Source organism: Aeribacillus composti, assembly GCF_007827555.1.
GTDB lineage: Bacteria > Bacillota > Bacilli > Bacillales > Aeribacillaceae > Aeribacillus > Aeribacillus composti.
The window spans coordinates 66,760-84,730 of the sequence record NZ_VISS01000002.1; the positions used below are offsets into that span (position 1 = coordinate 66,760).

A 17,971-nucleotide genomic window follows, 5' to 3' on the forward strand; every position below is an offset into this window, starting at 1 on the left:
GGAAGCCATTAAAGCTTCTAGGAGCATTAGTTTGAAAATTATTTATCGATAAAGGGATGACCCGCCCTCTATAAATTCTTTTGCTTTTTGCCTCAAACCTTCCTGAACGAAATCAGAATCACTTGAACCGGCCATTTTTCTTAAATTGTGGGAAATTTTCATCGAGCAAAATTTTGGACCGCACATAGAACAAAAATGGGCAATTTTCGCTCCTTCTGCCGGCAAAGTTTCGTCATGATATTCGCGTGCCCGTTCAGGATCGAGAGAAAGATTAAATTGGTCGTTCCAGCGAAATTCAAAACGGGCTTTTGATAAAGCATCATCCCTTATTTGGGCGCCTGGATGCCCTTTTGCCAAATCTGCGGCATGGGCTGCAATTTTATAAGCAACAACACCTTGGCGCACATCCTCTTTATTGGGAAGGCCTAAATGCTCTTTCGGAGTTACATAACATAGCATGGCCGTTCCGTACCAGCCGATCATGGCTGCTCCAATGGCTGACGTAATATGATCATAGCCGGGAGCAATATCGGTCGTTAATGGACCGAGGGTATAAAAAGGAGCCCCTTTGCAAATTTCATTTTCTAAATCAACATTTTCTTTAATTTTATGCATCGGAATGTGCCCAGGGCCTTCGATCATGACTTGGACATCATGTTTCCAGGCGATTTCCGTCAATTCACCGAGCGTTTTCAATTCGGCAAATTGCGCTTCATCATTGGCATCTCGAATAGATCCGGGACGCAAGCCGTCACCTAATGAAACGGCAATATCATATGTTTTTAAAATTTCGCAAATCTCTTCAAAATGAGTGTATAAAAAGTTTTCTTGATGATGCGCCATACACCACTGCGCCATGATCGAACCGCCGCGGGATACGATTCCGGTCGTCCGTTTGACGGTCAAAGGGATATAGCGAAGCAGCACGCCGGCATGTATAGTAAAATAATCGACCCCTTGTTCTGCTTGCTCAATTAATGTATCACGGTAAATTTCCCATGTTAAATCTTCAGCAACGCCATTTACTTTTTCGAGCGCTTGGTAAATCGGGACGGTTCCAACCGGCACGGGCGAGTTGCGGATGATAAATTCTCTTGTTGCATGAATATTTTTTCCTGTTGACAGGTCCATAATTGTGTCAGCGCCCCAGCGGATGGCCCAAAGCATCTTCTCAACTTCTTCTTCGATTGACGATGTTACAGCTGAATTGCCAATGTTGGCATTAATTTTTACATGAAAGTTCCGGCCGATGATCATCGGTTCACTTTCCGGGTGATTAATGTTGGACGGAATAATGGCCCTGCCGGCAGCGACTTCTTGACGAACGAATTCAGGATCCATGTTTTCACGAATCGCCACAAACTCCATCTCTGGGGTGATGATCCCCTTTTTTGCATAGTGCATTTGTGTAACGACAGCACCTTTTTTTGCTTTGAAAGGCTTTCGATGAAAAGGTGTGGCAATATTGTGATCTTCCCAATTGCGAAATCCATTATCTTCAGGCTTTACCTGGCGCCCGTCATATTCTACAACATCATGACGGTCTAAAATCCACTGTTTGCGCACAGCCGGCAAACCTTTATGAATATCTGCCTGAAAATCAGGATCTGTATAGGGACCGCTCGTGTCATAAACCTTTACAGGTTCATTTTCAAACGTTCCCGCTTCCGTTTTCGTGGGAGTTAATTGAATTTCCCTCATCGGAACCCGAATATCGGGTCTCGACCCAGTCACATAAATTTTTTTGCTTGCTGGAAACTGCATGTTTTCGAAATAATGTTTCATTTTTCTCCTCCTCCATTTTTTTATCTGAAGATGTGCATAGAAAAATAGGAGGGGAGATGGGACGTGAAAAATAAAAACGGGTTCGCTTTAGCACGAACCCGATCAATTCAATATAGAAAAAGAAGGCAATAAAATACTCCCGCTACCTACTTCCCTACGCTGGCATCATCCAGATCAGGTTCAAAGGGTTGAAGAACTTCAGGCGCGTTCTTCTCTCAGTCCAGCTAATTGGACACCCCTAGTAGATGGTTATATATTTTTTTTAATAGTAACATAATATGAAAAATAATGAAAATATTTTTTCGTTTCATGTTTGTTTGCAGAATTGTTGATTTTTGAAACTTTCTGCGCAATTGTCCGTAATAATATTAGGCAAAAAATAAGGGGGGAGAGGCCTGAAATCAAACAATAAGTTTTTCGCTATTTGCGCTCTGCTGCTCATCTTGTCGATTATTTGTGCGTCTTTTGATGCCAAATCAGCTGAAGGGAAAACCGTTTATTTTATTCCGATTGAAAATACAATTGAAAAAGGATTGGTGCATTTTATTAAACGATCCATTCAGGAGGCGGAAAAAGAAAAGGCGGATGTCATTGTTTTTGAATTGAACACTCCTGGCGGTGCTTTAGAGGCAGCGATAGAAATAGGCAAAATGATTATGGATACAGATATCAAAACAATCGCTTATGTAAATAAACATGCGATTTCCGCAGGGGCTTATATAGCATTAAGGGCTGATCAAATATATTACCATCCTGGCGGTACCATTGGGTCAGCGGCTGTCATTGACTCCAATGGCAATGCTGCAGAAGTAAAAGTGCAATCGTTTTGGAAAGCAGAGATGAGAAATGCTGCTGAGCTTCATGGCAGAGACCCTATGTTCGCTGAGGCGATGGTAGACAGCAGCTTGAATATGCCCGAATATGGTGCAGAAAAAGGAGAATTACTAACATTAACAGCAAAACAAGCGATGGAAGTCGGGTATGGTGAAGGCATCGCCAAAAGCCGGGCAGAGCTTTTGAAATCGATCGGAATGGAAGGTGCAAAAATCCAAGAGACTGAGGAGACGTTTGCTGAAAAAATAGCCCGTTTTGTAACAAATATGTATACCATTCCGATATTATTAACGATTAGCGGTTTAGGATTTGTGTTAGAATTGTACACTCCTGGGTTTGGCATTCCTGGTTTTATTGGACTATTGGCGCTGTTTTTGTTTTTCTTCGGTCATTTTATTGCAGGGCTTGCGGGATTGGAAACGGTTGTTTTGTTCGTGCTTGGGGTTCTGCTTATAATTGCAGAGTTGTTTGTTCCAGGAGGAATTATTGGAGCAATCGGTTTTCTTTCAGTCCTTTTAAGTTTATTTTTAGCAGCTGATCATATAGGACATATGGCGGTTTCTCTTTTTATTGCCGGTTCCATTTCGATATTCACAATATTCATTTTGTCAAAGGTGATTGGTAAGCGTATGAAATGGTTTAAAAAAATTATTTTAAATGATTCAATCAGCACGGAGAAAGGTTATGTATCCAATCAAAATCGTACAGATTTAATTGGGAAAACGGGTGTAACTGTGACTGCTTTACGGCCGGCAGGAACAGTAATGACCGATGGAGAGGAAAGATTGGATGTTGTGACAGAAGGGACGTATATTGAGAAAGGAAAAAAAGTGAAAATTGTTAAAGTAGAAGGCTCACGAATTGTTGTAAGAGCTATTAATGAAAATGAATAGGAGGTAGGTATGTCACATGGATGTATCATTTTTTCTTTTACTAGGTCTTATCGTATTAGGTCTTATTTTGCTTGGCATCTTGTTCTCTTTTGTGCCGATTATGCTCTGGATTTCTGCTCTAGCAGCTGGCGTTCGCATCAGTATTTTGACTCTTATTGGAATGAGGCTGCGCAGAGTCATTCCAAGTCGAGTGATCAATCCGTTAATTAAAGCGCATAAAGCCGGCCTTGATGTCACAACGAATCAATTGGAAAGCCATTATTTGGCAGGAGGAAATGTCGATCGAGTTGTCAACGCATTAATTGCAGCTGAAAGAGCCAATATTGAATTGAGCTTTGAACGTTGTGCTGCGATTGATTTAGCGGGAAGAGACGTGCTTGAAGCCGTTCAAATGAGCGTAAATCCGAAAGTAATCGAAACCCCGTTTATTGCAGGTGTTGCCATGGACGGAATTGAAGTGAAAGCAAAAGCCCGCATCACGGTGCGAGCCAATATCGACCGGCTTGTTGGCGGTGCCGGGGAAGAAACGATTATCGCACGTGTAGGTGAAGGAATTGTCAGCACCATTGGTTCTTCTGATGATCATAAAAAAGTGCTGGAAAACCCTGATATGATTTCACAAACAGTTTTAAACAAAGGACTCGATTCAGGAACAGCCTTTGAAATTTTATCCATCGACATCGCGGACGTTGACATCGGCAAAAACATCGGTGCGATCCTGCAGACAGATCAAGCGGAAGCAGACAAAAACATCGCGCAAGCTAAAGCGGAGGAACGCAGGGCGATGGCGGTGGCAAGAGAGCAGGAGATGCGCGCTAAAGTTGAAGAAATGCGGGCAAAAGTTGTTGAGGCGGAAGCGCAAGTTCCGCTGGCAATGGCGGAAGCTTTAAAATCAGGAAATATTGGAGTTATGGATTATATGAACATCAAAAACATTACCGCTGATACAAATATGCGTGATTCTATCGGAAAAATGACAAAAAACTCTGCTGGTGATGAAGAAGAATGATCTTTCTGTCCATCAAAGGAGGTGTCATATGGAAATATTTGAAAATCCGCTGTTCATTGTTATTTTAATCGGGATTATTTCTTCTTTGTTTGGCAGAAATAAAAAAGATCAAGAGCAGCAGAAAAAAAGGAAACAAGCTGCAAAACAAATAAAACAAAGGGTTAAAAATGTTTCGACAAGCCCTCCAAATGAATGGAATCAAATTCAAAATGTACACACAGGCCTATCCAGCCAACTAAAAAAAGCTGAAAAAGACAAATCGAATATGAAATCTTTTCATAATAAAAATAAAAAACAGAAACCATCAGCTTTACACATGCATTCAGCTGCAAAAGGAGTCATTTGGAGCGTCATTTTAGATGAACCCCGATCCAAAAAGCCCCATCGGTCGAATTTCATAAAATAAATGAATTAATGGTGTTAATCCCCTTTTGTCTCTCATAAATATGAGGATGAAGGGGGTTCTTTTATGGGCAAAAAATGGCATCAGCGAATAAAAAGCATATTGACAGAAGGATTGCAAATACCAGCTGACGTCATGATGGATCTTCCCCGTGTTACGATGATCGGTACATTGCATATATATATAGAAAATCATAAAGGACTGCTTTCTTTTACAGATAAAGAGATTCGAGTTTTGCTGCAGCAAGGCCAGATGCTCATTAAAGGAAGCGATTTTGTGATGAAAGCGATATTGCCAGAAGAGCTCCTTGTAGAAGGGAAAATTGAACAAGTATTATATATTGATCAGTAGGGGGATCGGGATGCGGAACAATTGGTTGTTATATTTTACAGGCTTCGTTCAGGTAATAGCGGAAGGAACCGGCTCAGAAAGAATGTTGAACGATTGCACGCGGCTTGGCATTGTCACAATAAATGTAAAGCGGCTGGAAAACGGTGCAATTTCTTTTTTTATACGCCTTAAAGATGTACAGGCTTTACGAAAAGTAGTTCGTAAACATGAATGTAAGTGCACCTTTCACCAAAGGATAGGATTTCCATTTTTATTAAAAAAATCATGGAGAAATTTTGGTTTTGTTATTGGAATTGTTCTGTTCATTGCCATTACATTTCTTTTATCCAACATGATTTGGCATATTGAAATAAAAGGGGCTAGTCCGAAAACAGAGCATTTAATACAAAAAGAATTGGACAAAATAGGAATTAAAAGAGGGACGTTTCAGTTTTTGACATCGAGCAATCAAACAGTTCAAAATCGTTTGATGAGCCAAATAGATGATATAACATGGATCGGTGTCAAATTAAAAGGAACGACATATTCTCTGGAAGTAGCCGAAAAGAAAAAAGAGCAAAAAAGCAAAGTGGAGGGGCCGAGGCATTTAGTGGCCGCGAAGGAAGCTGTTATAGCAAAAATGTATGTTGAAAAAGGACAACCTTTAGTAGACGTTCATGATTTTGTTAGAAAAGGACAAATATTAGTTTCCGGTGTAGTTGGAGAAGGTGATAAAATACGAAAAGTGGCAGCAGACGGAGAAATATTAGGCGAAACTTGGTATATTTCAACAGTGGAGGTGCCGCTTCAAACAACTTTCCAGTTATTTTCAGGAAAGTCAGTCACGAAGCATTTTCTCTCCTTTCGTTCTTTTTCCCTTCCTATTTGGGGGATGTTTCGCAATGATGAATCGGAATATCCGCAATATGCGGTGGAGCGAGACGAGCGTCCATTAAAATTTTTAAAATGGGATCTTCCAGTTAACTATAAGAAAGAAACGATTCGTGAGACGGAAACCTTTCACAGAAAATATTCTGTGGATGAAGCGAAACGGCAAGCGATTGCTGCCGGGAAAAATGACTTAATTCGAAAACTTGGAAAAGATGTCAAAATTGTTGGCGAAAAAGTTTTGCACGAAGACGTCGAGAATGGTAAAGTAAGATTGAAAATACACTTCCAAGTTATTGAAAACATTGTAAAAATAAAACGGGTTCAGGGAGATTAGAGAATGACAGAAGATTTAGTCACAATCAGCCAGAGTTTAGAAAATCCGAATGAAGCCATTAATTTATTTGGGATTCATGATGTTCATTTAAAAAGAATTGAAGAAGAGTTAAACGTATCGATCATTTCGCGCGGTGAAGCGGTATATGTTTCAGGAGATAAAGAAAAAGCTGAACTGGTTGAAGACATCTTGAAATCCCTTCTTTCGGTTATTCGAAAAGGAATTTCGATTAACGAACAAGACGTACTTTATGCAACAAAAATGGCGAAAAGTGGGAAGATCGATGAATTTGAATCCCTATACGATGAAGAAGTTGCGAAAAATGCAAAAGGAAAAACCATTCGTGTAAAAACGCTAGGTCAACGAAAGTATTTTCAAGCAATTAAAACGCATGATTTAGTATTTGGAATCGGTCCAGCAGGAACAGGAAAAACGTTTCTCGCTGTTGTCATGGCCGTCCATTGCTTGAAAAATGGGCTTGTAAATAAAATCATATTAACGCGGCCGGCCGTTGAAGCTGGTGAAAATTTAGGTTTTTTGCCCGGCGATTTAAAAGAAAAGGTAGATCCTTATTTAAGACCTTTATATGATGCTCTACACGATATTTTAGGCGTGGACCATACGGAGCGCTTGTTAGAAAGAGGAGTTATTGAAATTGCTCCATTGGCGTATATGCGCGGAAGAACACTTGAGGATGCGTTCGTTATTTTAGATGAAGCGCAAAATACAACAACTCAGCAAATGAAAATGTTTCTAACCCGTTTAGGCTTTGGATCCAAAATGGTCATTACAGGCGACCTGACACAAGTGGATTTGCCCAAAGGAGTAAAATCAGGACTGCTTGAAGCGAATGAAAAATTATCGGGCATTCGGGGCATTTCATTCGTATATTTAAAGGAAACTGATGTCGTGCGGCACCCGCTCGTTTCAAAAATTATTGAGGCTTATGAAAAAGATGATCAGTAAGACCCGCTCATCATGACCGGGTCATTTTTTGCATAGAATTGATCGGAGGTGCTGTGACAAATGAAAAGAAAAATGGATCGCAAAGACAGGAAACAGCCGATATTCCATTTTTTGAAAAAAATGCAATCCCTTCATCTTTTCTTATATCCCGTTATTGGAGTAATTTTGTTTACCGTTTTATACAGCAATGTAGAACCGGACACGTTTGATGCCAAATTATTTTCAGTATCCGACCAAACGATTTACGCACCTGTTACCGTTGTCGATAAGGAAATGACGGAAAAGAGAAGAGAAGAAGCTGCTGAAAGCGTGGAAGATCAATATGTGCTAAAAAAAGAATATGCGGACAACAGTGTGGATTTGGTCGAATCTTTATTTGATGCCATCATGGAGGCTTCTTCTAATGCCGAAATGAGCAGCAAAGAGAAGCTTGACAGGCTTAAAAGCAGTTTAGGAGATATGTATGATAAATATCCTGAAAGCGTATATACATCGTTGTTAAGTGCGAATGAAGGACAGCTTACGCTGGCGAAAGATGCGGTTGTTACGGCTGTCAATGAAACGATGAGCGAGCCGATTCCGGCTGAAAAATTAGAAGAAGCGAGAAACAAAGTGAAAGAACGGCTTCAAAACGTGAATTTGCCGGATAAGATACGCTCAGCAGCTGAAGAGATTGGACGCAGCGCAATTATTTCCAATTATGTATTTGACCCTAAATCAACAGATGAAAAGCGGGAAGAAGCAAAAGAAAAAGTGCAGGAGGTTCAAATTAAGCAAGGTCAAATTATAGTCGAAGAGGGCCAATTAATTGACAGGGAAGTATATAGAAAGCTGGAATTGTTGGGCCTTTTAGATAATAAGTACACATTTCAGCCGATCATTGGTCTTTTCATTTTAGTCTTATTAGTGATGATCTATCTTGCATATTTTTTTGAAAAAGAAAAGAACTCGTTCTTTACGAGTAAAAACCAGTCATTGCTTCTCTTTACCATCATCCTGGCGATAACGTTAACGGTCATGAAGATTATCAGCTTATTTCAAAAAATGGACTATTCTCATATCGGCTTTATTGTCCCGGTGCTGATGGGAGTCATGTTGACAAAGCTTTTGATTAATGACCGCCTTGCGTTCGTGACAAGCATTATATATGCTTTTTGCGGAAGCTTGATTTTTAATGATGGAGTCACTGGCACATTTAATTTTACAATTGGTCTTTACTACTTATGCGGGTGCATCGCAGCCATTCTGTTTCTAGGGGAACATAACGTCCGTTCGAAAATTTTACAAGCTGGTCTTTTCGTTTCGGCTGTTAATATTGTTGTGATCACCGCTATTTTATTCATTCAAAATGGAATTTATTCGAATCTAGAGATCGGTTCTTATTTTCTTATGGCGATTGTATCAGGTGTTATCTCTTCCGTCTTGACAATCGGTTTAATGCCTTTTTTTGAATCAGGTTTTGGCATTTTATCGACGATGAAGCTGATTGAACTGTCGAATCCGAATCATCCTTTATTAAGGAAAATATTAACGGAGGCGCCTGGTACTTATCATCACAGTGTAATGGTGGCCAATCTAGCCGAGGCTGCTTGCGAAGCGATCGGTGCGAATGGATTGTTGGCAAGAGTTGGAAGCTACTATCACGATATCGGCAAGACGAAACGGCCGCGCTATTTTATTGAAAACCAAATGAACATGGAAAATCCGCATGATAAATTGTCCCCTCAGCTAAGCAAAAACATTATTATTGCTCATGCTGAAGAGGGAGCAGAAATGTTAAGGAAGCATAAAATGCCGAAAGAATTTATCGATATTGCTCTGCAGCATCATGGAACATCGCTTTTAAAATTTTTCTACCATAAAGCCCAAGAAAATAGTGATCAGCCTATTTTGGAAAGTGAGTTTAGATATCCGGGTCCGAAGCCGCAAACGCGGGAGATTGCCGTTATTTGTATCGCTGACAGTGTAGAAGCAGCTGTTCGTTCAATGAAAAATCCGATGCCCGAAAAAATTGAAAAGCTTGTTCGTTCCATCATAAAAGATAAACTTCAAGACGGGCAATTCGACGAATGTGATATAACGTTTAAAGAGCTTGAAACGGTGGCAAAAATATTGTGTGAAACATTGAAGGGGATTTTTCATTCAAGAATTGAATATCCGGAATTTCATGAAAAGAAGGTGAAGAAAACATGACATTATCCATTGACATTTTCGACCAGACGGAAACACTCTCTTCTGAGGAAATAGAAACGATCGAAAATTTGCTGCAATTTGCTGCTTTAGAAGAACGTGTTCCCAAAGATTCGGAAGTATCTATAACCTTTGTTACTAATAAACACATTCAAGAGATCAATCGGGATTACCGGGGAAAAGATCAGCCGACAGATGTGATTTCATTTGCGCTTGAAGAAACAGGAGAAGATGAAGTGGAGATCCAAGGTGCTGATCTCCCCCCTCATTTAGGGGATATCATTATCTCAATAGAAAAAGCGAAAGAGCAAGCAGAAGAATACGGCCACTCATTTATGAGAGAGCTCGGATTTTTATCTGTTCACGGCTTTTTGCATTTATTAGGTTATGATCATATGACAAAAGAAGAAGAAGAAAAAATGTTTTCAAGGCAAAAGGAAATTTTAGAGAAATTTGGATTGAAAAGAACAGGATAAACATGAAGACTTTGTTGAAAAGCTTTTATTTTGCCGTACAAGGAATAGCTGCAGCCTTCCAATCCGAGCGGAACTTTAGAATTCATGTGACAGCTGCGATCATCGTGATCGCAGCCGGATTATTTTTCAACATTAGCTTAATTGAATGGATTGTCATTCTCCTATTAATTGGCGGAATGTTAGCTTTAGAGCTGGTCAATACTGCCATTGAGCGAATCGCTGATGCTGTGTCGAAAGAATTTCATCCTCTGCTTAAAACTGCAAAAGATGCAGCTGCAGGAGCAGTATTGGTTTATGCAGCCGTTTCGGTTGTCATCGGATTCATCATTTTTGCCCCCAAAATAATTGAAGTTTTTTCGTGAAAAATGTAGAATTTTCTGAAAAAATAAACGTGAAATTAAATGAAAAATGATGTAAAATAATGAGTATAAGCTGCAACGTAAACGAAAGGAAGGAAGCTATGGACTCCCATCAACTGATTGAAGAAGCAAAAAGAGCAAGAGAATTTGCTTATGCACCTTACTCTCGATTTAAAGTAGGTGCAGCACTTCTGACAAAGGATGGAAAAGTATACAAAGGATGCAATATTGAAAACGCAGCTTATTCCATGTGCAATTGTGCCGAGCGCACTGCTATATATAAAGCGGTTTCAGAAGGTGAAAATGAATTCGCAGCTATTGCCATAGTTGCGGATACAAAGCGCCCTGTATCGCCATGCGGCGCTTGCAGGCAAGTCATAGCAGAGCTCTGTCCTAAAAATATGAAGGTGATTTTGGCGAATCTTAACGGAGACTATAACGAGCTAACAGTTGAACAACTATTACCAGAAGCATTTACATCGGAGGATTTACATGAATAAGACAGAATTTAAATCAGGATTTGTATCAATCATCGGCCGTCCGAATGTCGGCAAATCGACTTTTATTAACCGTGTAATCGGTCAAAAAATTGCGATTATGAGCGATAAACCTCAAACAACGAGAAACAAAATACAAGGGGTTTATACGACGGAAAACTCACAAATTATTTTTATCGACACTCCCGGTATTCATAAACCAAAGCATAAATTGGGCGATTTTATGATGAAAGTCGCTCAAAATACGCTCAAAGAAGTGGATCTAATTCTGTTTATGATTAATGCTGAAGAAGGATTAGGCCGCGGTGATGAATATATCATGGAACGATTGAAGGAAACCGATACTCCTGTATTTTTAGTTGTCAATAAAATCGATCGGGTTCATCCTGATGATTTATTGCCGCTTATTGACCAATACAGGGAAAAGTTCGAGTTTCAGGAAATTGTTCCAATTTCTGCCCTGCAAGGAAACAACATTGAAACGTTGCTAGGGCAAATTGAAGCGTATTTGCCGGAAGGTCCGCAATATTATCCTAGTGATCAGGTGACAGATCACCCGGAACGTTTTATCATTTCTGAACTAGTTCGCGAAAAAGTATTGCATTTGACAAGAGAAGAGATCCCGCATTCTGTCGCAGTTGTTGTTGATTCTATTGAAAAAAGAGAAAACCATGCAGTATATATAGCTGCAACAATTGTTGTGGAACGCAACTCTCAAAAAGGTATTATCATTGGGAAGCAAGGAAGAATGTTGAAAGAAATTGGGAAAAGGGCAAGGGTTGACATTGAAAACTTGCTCGGATCAAAAGTCTTTTTAGAGCTGTGGGTCAAAGTGCAAAAAGATTGGAGAAATCGCCTGTCGCAATTGCGAGATTTTGGATTTAGGGAAGACGAATATTAATTGACTTGAAGGAAGTTAGAAATATTTTCAAAACATGAAAATGAGTCAAAAAGGCTATGATAACAATGAATTGGATATAGCTTAGGAACAACGACAGAAAGGTGGGGATAATATGTTAGATTTTACCTGGAAAGTATTCACGTTTACAGGTAATATTGACACATATCTCCTTTTTAAAGAGCTTGAAAAGGAGCGGACGAAAGATTGTCAAATGAAGGAAGAAGAGCGGACTGAGGTTGATCTCCCTGTTTAGTAGTGCTGTATCCAATAGGATGGTGGAGAAATGCTTGTAAAGACGGAAGGAATTGTCATTCGTACAACGGAATATGGTGAGACCAATAAAGTTGTTACAATATATACAAGGGAGTTTGGGAAAGTTGGTGTAATGGCACGGGGCGCAAATAAACCGAACAGCCGCCTCGCAGCTGTTACCCAACTTTTTACGTATGGAAATTTTTTGTATCATCAATCTTCTGGATTGGGCAATTTAAGCCAAGGAGAAATCATTTCCGCTTTTAGAGAGATTAAGGAAAATATTTTTTTGACTGCATATGCTTCATATATTGTAGAGCTCCTTGATAAAGGAACAGATGAAAAAGACAGAAACCCTTTTTTGTTTGAGCTCTTATTTCAAACACTTCATCTGCTGAATGAAGAAAAGGATGCGGAAATTTTGACCAATATATTTGAAATAAAGATGCTCAACGTTCTCGGTTTATATCCCGAATTAAACAAATGTGCAGTAAGCGGCGAAACAAACGGACCGTTTCATTTTTCATTAAAAGAAAACGGATTGATTTGCAGCCGCTGTTTTGAAAAAGATCCTTACAGGCTCAATATTTCTCAGAAGACAGTGAAGCTGTTGCAGCTGTTTTATTCTATTGACTTAAACCGCATTGGTCAAATATCCGTTTCCGCTGAAACAAAAAAAGAACTGAGATTTGTTCTTGATCAATATTATCAGGAATATGCAGGTCTATCGCTGAAATCGAAAAAATTTTTAAATCAGCTTGACAGTTTAAAAGAAATGTTGTAAACCATATACATGGATGTGAAACCTTTCAAATGAAGGATTTATCCCCCCCTCATGCTGTTAGAAAAAGCGATTTAATGTCATGTAATGAGCGGAAATGATACATGTCAAATTGAATAATAAAATGCGATGAAGGAAAAGAGTACCTGCAATCTTCATAGAAAGCGACCTTAGGATGGTGCGAGCTAAGGTATGAGGATGCAGGGAACGGCGTTCCAGAGCAATAACGGTTTACGAGAGGCTGAAACGTTTTTCAGCAAATAGGGTGGAACCGCGGGTCATCCCGTCCCTATGCAACTTTGTTGCATTAGGGACGGTTTTTATTTTGTTCGAACATAACTTAATTGTGGAGGTGCATGATGAATGAACATTCAAGAAATGATTTTGACGCTGCAAAAGCATTGGGCCGATCATGGATGTATTTTGATGCAGGCATATGATGTAGAAAAAGGTGCCGGAACCATGAGCCCATACACATTTCTTCGCTCCATCGGGCCAGAACCGTGGAATGTTGCTTACGTAGAGCCGTCAAGAAGACCTGCTGACGGAAGGTATGGGGAAAATCCGAACCGCCTTTATCAACACCATCAATTCCAAGTCATTATGAAGCCGTCTCCGAAAAACATACAAGAAATTTATTTAGATTCATTAAAGGCTCTTGGAATTGATCCGCTGGAACATGACATCCGCTTTGTGGAAGATAACTGGGAAAATCCTTCTCTCGGCTGCGCAGGGCTTGGCTGGGAAGTTTGGCTTGACGGAATGGAAATTACTCAATTCACGTATTTTCAGCAGGTCGGAGGACTGGAATGCAAACCGATTTCTGTTGAAATAACTTATGGAATAGAGCGTTTGGCGTCTTATATTCAAGAAAAAGAAAATGTATTTGACCTTGAATGGACAAACGGATTTACATATCGGGACATTTTTTATCAGCCTGAATATGAGCATTCCAAGTATACGTTCGAAACATCCGATACAAACATGCTATTTGAACTGTTTAATACGTATGAAAAAGAAGCGCACAGACAGATGGAATTAGGTCTCGTTCATCCAGCGTACGACTACGTTTTAAAATGCTCGCACACATTTAATTTGCTTGACGCAAAAGGAGCTATTTCTGTTACAGAACGAACCGGATATATTGGCAGAGTGAGAAAGCTGGCAAGAAAAGTTGCCAAAACGTTTTATGAAGAACGGGAAAAACTCGGTTTTCCAATGCTGAAAAACAAGGGGGCCGAAAATCATGAATAAACGGGATTTACTTATCGAAATCGGGCTTGAAGAAATGCCTGCCGGCGTCATCCTGTCTTCGATTGATCAGCTGGCTGACAAAGTAGGAGCTTGGCTGGATGAACATCGCATTTCTTACGCCAAAATAAAAAAATATTCAACTCCTAGACGTCTTGCCGTCCTTGTAGAGGATGTAAATGAAAAACAGGAAGATTTGCTTGGCGAAGCAAAAGGACCGGCAAAAAAGATTGCGGTTGATGAGAATGGAAATTGGACAAAAGCAGCGTTAGGCTTTGCACGGAGCCAAGGAGCTTCCACAAACGACATATCCTTTAAAGAAGTAAACGGTGTTGAGTACGCTTTTGTTCAAACATTTCAAAAAGGGAAAGAAACGAAAGAACTGCTCCCAGGGTTAGAAGAGATTATTCAAACCATCCATTTTCCGAAAAATATGCGTTGGGGAAATTGGAATCTTCGCTATATCCGTCCGATCCAATGGTTAGTTGTCTTATTTGGACAAGACATCATTCCGTTTTCCATTACCGATGTTCCGACAGGAAATGTTACGTATGGCCATCGCTTTTTAGGGACGAAAGCGGAAATTTCCACTCCACGCGATTATGAAAATACTTTGTTGAACCAGTTTGTTGTCGCCGATTATGAAAAACGAAAACAAATGATCATTCAACAGCTGGAGGAACTGGAAAGAAAGGAAAACTGGATCATCCCTGTTGATGAAGATTTGCTCGAGGAAGTTACAAACTTGGTGGAATATCCGACCGCCCTGTACGGTTCATTCGAAGACCAGTTTTTAACATTGCCTGAAGAAGTGTTAGTGACGACGATGAAGGAGCATCAGCGATATTTTCCTGTCAAAAATAAAGATGGAAAGCTGCTTCCGTTTTTTGTTACCGTAAAAAACGGGAATGATCAAAACATTGAAACGATTGCCAAGGGGAATGAAAAGGTCCTTCGGGCAAGACTTTCCGATGCAAATTTCTTCTACGAAGAAGACAAAAAGCTTGCCATCGATACCGCACTGGAGAAGCTTGAAAAAATTGTTTTTCATGAAGAACTGGGCTCCATCGGTGACAAGGTTCGCCGAATTGTAAAATTATCAGAAAAGCTTAGCGAAAAGCTTGAATGCTCCAATGAGGAGAAAGCTTATATTAAACGGACTGCTTCCATTTGCAAATTTGACATTGTTACGCAAATGGTTTATGAATTTCCTGAGCTTCAAGGAATTATGGGAGAAAAATACGCTCTTTTAAAGGGTGAACAGGAAGAGGTTGCAAAAGGAATAAATGAGCATTATATGCCGCGGCATGCTTCCGACAAGACGCCTGAAACGTTGAGCGGAGCCATTGTAGGGCTTGCGGACAAGCTGGATACAATTGCAGGATTTTTTTCGATCGGTTTGATTCCAACTGGCTCACAAGATCCGTATGCATTAAGAAGACAAGCAAGTGGCATTGTTCAAATTCTTCGAGCCAAACAATGGCGGCTTGAATTGGAGGAATTGTTCGACCTTGCTATAAATGTATATGGTTTAGAAAATAAAGACAATTTGAGAAAAGAATTGCTGTCGTTCTTCCAAATGAGAGTCAAATTTGCGCTTCATGAAGAAAATGTCCGCCATGATATAATTGAATCGGTATTACAATCCAATTACCATGAAGTTAATGCATATTTTGAGCGGGCTGCCGTTCTGTCAGAAGAAAGCCAAAAGGGTGACTTTAAAGAAGTAATTGAATCGCTGTCTCGTGTTGTCAACATCTCGTCTAAGGGCCAAGAGGGCAATATTAAAGAAGAGCTGTTCGAGAAGGAAGAAGAAAAAACATTGTATCAAGCGTATTTACGGCTTGAAGAAAATTTTGTAAAATTGCAAAAAGAGGGTAATTTTAAAGAAGCATTTTTGGAAATGAAAGCTTTAAAGCCGGTGATTGATCGTTATTTTGATAATATTATGGTAATGGCAGAGGATGAATCGGTTAAACAAAACAGGCTGTCCCAAATGGTACAATTAACAAAGATAATCACATCTTTTGCCAAAGTGAATGAAATTATCGTAAAATAAATGCAAATGGACGATTATCCCGAGGATAATCGTCTTTCCTTTCGCCGTAATGAGCAATAGAAAACCTTTTCAAAATATTGAAATCATATATAATATTTTTATAATGCAGCCTCTTTTTCAAGGTGGTGAGGACAATAGAGCTTAATAAACGGCAAGAACAAATATTGCAAATCGTTAAGGAGCATGGGCCAATTACAGGTGAGCATATTGCAGATCGTTTAAACTTGACAAGAGCTACGCTAAGACCTGATTTAGCAATTTTAACAATGGCTGGATACCTTGACGCAAGGCCGCGAGTCGGCTATTTTTATACAGGGAAATCAGGCGCCAATTTGCTTGCAGAGAAATTAAAAAAGCTCCAAGTAAAAGATTTTCAGTCGATCCCAGTCGTTGTCAACGATAATGTTTCTGTTTATGATGCAATTTGTACAATGTTTTTGGAAGATGTCGGGACATTATTTGTGGTAGATAATCAATCGTTGCTAGTGGGAGTGCTGTCGAGAAAAGATCTCCTCCGGGCAAGCATCGGCAAACAGGAATTAACCCAAATCCCCGTCAATATTATTATGACTAGAATGCCAAATATAACCGTATGCAAAAAGGAAGATCTTATTATTGATGTAGCAAGGATTTTAATTGAAAAGCAAATCGATGCACTGCCCGTTGTAAAAGAAGTGGACGGCGGTTTTGAAGTGATAGGAAGAATTACGAAAACAAACATTACAAAAATATTGGTAAGATTAGTTGATGACGATATTATGTAAGAATGGGGGATCCGAATGAATAATCGTACGATCTATATTGTTTCAGACTCAGTCGGGGAAACGGCAGATCTCGTTGTAAAAGCAGCTATCAGTCAATTTAACGGCTCTCAATATGAAACGAATGTGAAAAGGGTGCCTTATGTGGAGGATGCAAATACAATCAAAGAAGTTGTCGCATTGGCGAAAATGGATAATGCGATCATTTGCTTCACAATCGTTGTCCCCGAACTTAGGAATCTTCTTATTCAAGAAGCGGAAAAAGAAGGTGTGATCTACCACGATATCATTGGTCCTTTAATTGATAAAATGGAAACGTCATATGGAATAAAAGCGAAGTATGAGCCCGGAAGAGTTCGGAAGCTTGATGAAGACTATTTCAAAAAAGTAGAAGCAATTGAGTTTGCTGTTAAATATGATGACGGCCGCGATCCGAGAGGAATTTTGAAAGCCGATATTGTTTTGATCGGTGTATCGCGGACTTCCAAAACGCCTTTGTCGCAATATTTGGCGCTAAAACGATTAAAAGTAGCTAATGTTCCTATTGTTCCAGAAGTAGAACCCCCTGAAGAACTTTTTAAAGTTTCCAAAGAGAAATGCGTCGGTCTAAAAATCAGTCCGGAAAAGCTGAATTATATCCGAAAGGAAAGATTAAAGCAGCTCGGGCTTAATGATCAGGCTATATATGCCAATATAGACAGAATTAAAGAAGAATTAGCTTATTTTGAAAAAATTGTTCAAAAAATCGGCTGTCCAGTTATAGATGTATCGAACAAAGCAGTTGAAGAAACAGCCAATCATATCCAAAATTTATTCTTAAAAAAATAACATGTGATAAAACCTGCTTATTCCGATCTTAAGAATATAGTAGGTTTTTTTCATGGTGAAAGATAAAATGATGGAATAATGCAGTGTATTGTATTATAATAAAAAATTGTGATAAAATTATGCTTTTTAGGTTTAGACTAAAAAAAATACGAATAAACTATTTACAGGAAG

18 protein-coding genes, 1 riboswitch and 1 other annotated feature are annotated in these 17,971 nt (G+C 39.4%); of the genes, 17 read left to right on the forward strand and 1 reads right to left on the reverse strand.

Features of this window, described 5'->3' with window-relative positions; translation table 11 throughout:
* Positions 1–42: 42 nt before the first annotated feature.
* Positions 43–1,785 carry a phosphomethylpyrimidine synthase ThiC gene (gene thiC, locus FB379_RS01375; RefSeq protein ID WP_144596763.1) on the reverse strand — a complete coding sequence of 581 codons (1,743 nt, stop codon included), beginning with the start codon at positions 1,783–1,785 and terminating at the stop codon, positions 43–45.
* A 134-nt stretch (positions 1,786–1,919) separates the two neighbouring features.
* Positions 1,920–2,035, reverse strand: a riboswitch (TPP riboswitch).
* A 193-nt stretch (positions 2,036–2,228) separates the two neighbouring features.
* Between thiC and FB379_RS01380 the strand changes: the two genes are divergently transcribed.
* From FB379_RS01380 to FB379_RS01460, 17 genes are all read left to right on the forward strand, one after another.
* Positions 2,229–3,512 (forward strand): NfeD family protein, encoded by a 1,284-nt coding sequence (locus FB379_RS01380; RefSeq protein ID WP_242009267.1) that lies wholly within the window; start codon positions 2,229–2,231, stop codon positions 3,510–3,512.
* A 16-nt stretch (positions 3,513–3,528) separates the two neighbouring features.
* Positions 3,529–4,521: a flotillin-like protein FloA gene (gene floA / locus FB379_RS01385; protein ID WP_066247540.1), complete on the forward strand. Its 993-nt coding sequence runs from the start codon at positions 3,529–3,531 to the stop codon at positions 4,519–4,521.
* 28 nt (positions 4,522–4,549) lie between these two features.
* On the forward strand, positions 4,550–4,927 hold the full coding sequence (locus FB379_RS01390) for a hypothetical protein (protein WP_144596765.1): 378 nt from the start codon (positions 4,550–4,552) through the stop codon (positions 4,925–4,927).
* 63 nt (positions 4,928–4,990) lie between these two features.
* Entirely contained in the window at positions 4,991–5,275 is a 285-nt protein-coding gene (gene yqfC, locus FB379_RS01395) for a sporulation protein YqfC (protein ID WP_063388039.1), read from the forward strand.
* Between the two features lie 10 nt (positions 5,276–5,285).
* Positions 5,286–6,479 (forward strand): sporulation protein YqfD, encoded by a 1,194-nt coding sequence (gene yqfD, locus FB379_RS01400; RefSeq protein ID WP_144596767.1) that lies wholly within the window; start codon positions 5,286–5,288, stop codon positions 6,477–6,479.
* A gap of 3 nt (positions 6,480–6,482) precedes the next feature.
* Positions 6,483–7,445 carry a PhoH family protein gene (locus tag FB379_RS01405; protein WP_063388041.1) on the forward strand — a complete coding sequence of 321 codons (963 nt, stop codon included), beginning with the start codon at positions 6,483–6,485 and terminating at the stop codon, positions 7,443–7,445.
* 60 nt (positions 7,446–7,505) lie between these two features.
* The gene (locus tag FB379_RS01410; RefSeq protein WP_063388042.1) at positions 7,506–9,638 is read left to right on the forward strand and encodes an HD family phosphohydrolase; all 2,133 of its coding nucleotides are present in this window, start codon (positions 7,506–7,508) and stop codon (positions 9,636–9,638) included.
* Positions 9,635–10,111 carry an rRNA maturation RNase YbeY gene (gene ybeY, locus FB379_RS01415; RefSeq protein ID WP_130158844.1) on the forward strand — a complete coding sequence of 159 codons (477 nt, stop codon included), beginning with the start codon at positions 9,635–9,637 and terminating at the stop codon, positions 10,109–10,111. The genes FB379_RS01410 and ybeY overlap by 4 nt, the downstream gene beginning before the upstream one ends.
* 2 nt (positions 10,112–10,113) lie before the next feature.
* Positions 10,114–10,473, forward strand: coding sequence for a diacylglycerol kinase family protein (locus tag FB379_RS01420; protein ID WP_063388044.1), 360 nt, complete (start codon positions 10,114–10,116; stop codon positions 10,471–10,473).
* 98 nt (positions 10,474–10,571) lie between these two features.
* Entirely contained in the window at positions 10,572–10,970 is a 399-nt protein-coding gene (locus tag FB379_RS01425; RefSeq protein ID WP_063388045.1) for a cytidine deaminase, read from the forward strand.
* Entirely contained in the window at positions 10,963–11,868 is a 906-nt protein-coding gene (gene era, locus FB379_RS01430) for a GTPase Era (RefSeq protein WP_094246235.1), read from the forward strand. The genes FB379_RS01425 and era overlap by 8 nt, the downstream gene beginning before the upstream one ends.
* Positions 11,869–11,980: 112 nt before the next feature.
* A complete protein-coding gene (locus tag FB379_RS01435) occupies positions 11,981–12,121 on the forward strand; it encodes a YqzL family protein (protein WP_065095532.1) in 141 nt (46 codons plus the stop codon).
* A 30-nt stretch (positions 12,122–12,151) separates the two neighbouring features.
* On the forward strand, positions 12,152–12,904 hold the full coding sequence (recO, locus tag FB379_RS01440; protein WP_144596769.1) for a DNA repair protein RecO: 753 nt from the start codon (positions 12,152–12,154) through the stop codon (positions 12,902–12,904).
* Positions 12,905–13,021: 117 nt separating this feature from the next.
* Positions 13,022–13,195, forward strand: a binding site (T-box leader).
* A gap of 69 nt (positions 13,196–13,264) precedes the next feature.
* The gene (gene glyQ, locus FB379_RS01445) at positions 13,265–14,155 is read left to right on the forward strand and encodes a glycine--tRNA ligase subunit alpha (RefSeq protein ID WP_063388048.1); all 891 of its coding nucleotides are present in this window, start codon (positions 13,265–13,267) and stop codon (positions 14,153–14,155) included.
* Positions 14,148–16,211: a glycine--tRNA ligase subunit beta gene (gene glyS, locus FB379_RS01450; RefSeq protein ID WP_144596771.1), complete on the forward strand. Its 2,064-nt coding sequence runs from the start codon at positions 14,148–14,150 to the stop codon at positions 16,209–16,211. Before glyQ ends, glyS begins: the two co-directional genes overlap by 8 nt.
* A gap of 125 nt (positions 16,212–16,336) precedes the next feature.
* Positions 16,337–16,975, forward strand: a complete 639-nt coding sequence (gene ccpN, locus FB379_RS01455) for a transcriptional regulator CcpN (RefSeq protein WP_094246231.1) — start codon at positions 16,337–16,339, stop codon at positions 16,973–16,975.
* A 15-nt stretch (positions 16,976–16,990) separates the two neighbouring features.
* Entirely contained in the window at positions 16,991–17,800 is an 810-nt protein-coding gene (locus tag FB379_RS01460; RefSeq protein WP_063388051.1) for a pyruvate, water dikinase regulatory protein, read from the forward strand.
* Positions 17,801–17,971 lie beyond the last annotated feature (171 nt).

What these genes read in the sequence shown, in the direction of transcription:
- era (WP_094246235.1), top strand. Translation starts at nt 10,963, where the DNA reads ATGAATAAGACAGAATTTAAATCAGGATTTGTATCAATCATCGGCCGT.
- yqfC (WP_063388039.1), top strand. Translation starts at nt 4,991, where the DNA reads ATGGGCAAAAAATGGCATCAGCGAATAAAAAGCATATTGACAGAAGGA.
- recO (WP_144596769.1), top strand. Translation starts at nt 12,152, where the DNA reads ATGCTTGTAAAGACGGAAGGAATTGTCATTCGTACAACGGAATATGGT.
- FB379_RS01405 (WP_063388041.1), top strand. Translation starts at nt 6,483, where the DNA reads ATGACAGAAGATTTAGTCACAATCAGCCAGAGTTTAGAAAATCCGAAT.
- floA (WP_066247540.1), top strand. Translation starts at nt 3,529, where the DNA reads ATGGATGTATCATTTTTTCTTTTACTAGGTCTTATCGTATTAGGTCTT.
- FB379_RS01410 (WP_063388042.1), top strand. Translation starts at nt 7,506, where the DNA reads ATGAAAAGAAAAATGGATCGCAAAGACAGGAAACAGCCGATATTCCAT.
- ybeY (WP_130158844.1), top strand. Translation starts at nt 9,635, where the DNA reads ATGACATTATCCATTGACATTTTCGACCAGACGGAAACACTCTCTTCT.
- FB379_RS01420 (WP_063388044.1), top strand. Translation starts at nt 10,114, where the DNA reads ATGAAGACTTTGTTGAAAAGCTTTTATTTTGCCGTACAAGGAATAGCT.
- FB379_RS01390 (WP_144596765.1), top strand. Translation starts at nt 4,550, where the DNA reads ATGGAAATATTTGAAAATCCGCTGTTCATTGTTATTTTAATCGGGATT.
- glyS (WP_144596771.1), top strand. Translation starts at nt 14,148, where the DNA reads ATGAATAAACGGGATTTACTTATCGAAATCGGGCTTGAAGAAATGCCT.
- glyQ (WP_063388048.1), top strand. Translation starts at nt 13,265, where the DNA reads ATGAACATTCAAGAAATGATTTTGACGCTGCAAAAGCATTGGGCCGAT.
- thiC (WP_144596763.1), bottom strand. Translation starts at nt 1,785, where the DNA reads ATGAAACATTATTTCGAAAACATGCAGTTTCCAGCAAGCAAAAAAATT.
- FB379_RS01425 (WP_063388045.1), top strand. Translation starts at nt 10,572, where the DNA reads ATGGACTCCCATCAACTGATTGAAGAAGCAAAAAGAGCAAGAGAATTT.
- FB379_RS01435 (WP_065095532.1), top strand. Translation starts at nt 11,981, where the DNA reads ATGTTAGATTTTACCTGGAAAGTATTCACGTTTACAGGTAATATTGAC.
- yqfD (WP_144596767.1), top strand. Translation starts at nt 5,286, where the DNA reads ATGCGGAACAATTGGTTGTTATATTTTACAGGCTTCGTTCAGGTAATA.
- FB379_RS01460 (WP_063388051.1), top strand. Translation starts at nt 16,991, where the DNA reads ATGAATAATCGTACGATCTATATTGTTTCAGACTCAGTCGGGGAAACG.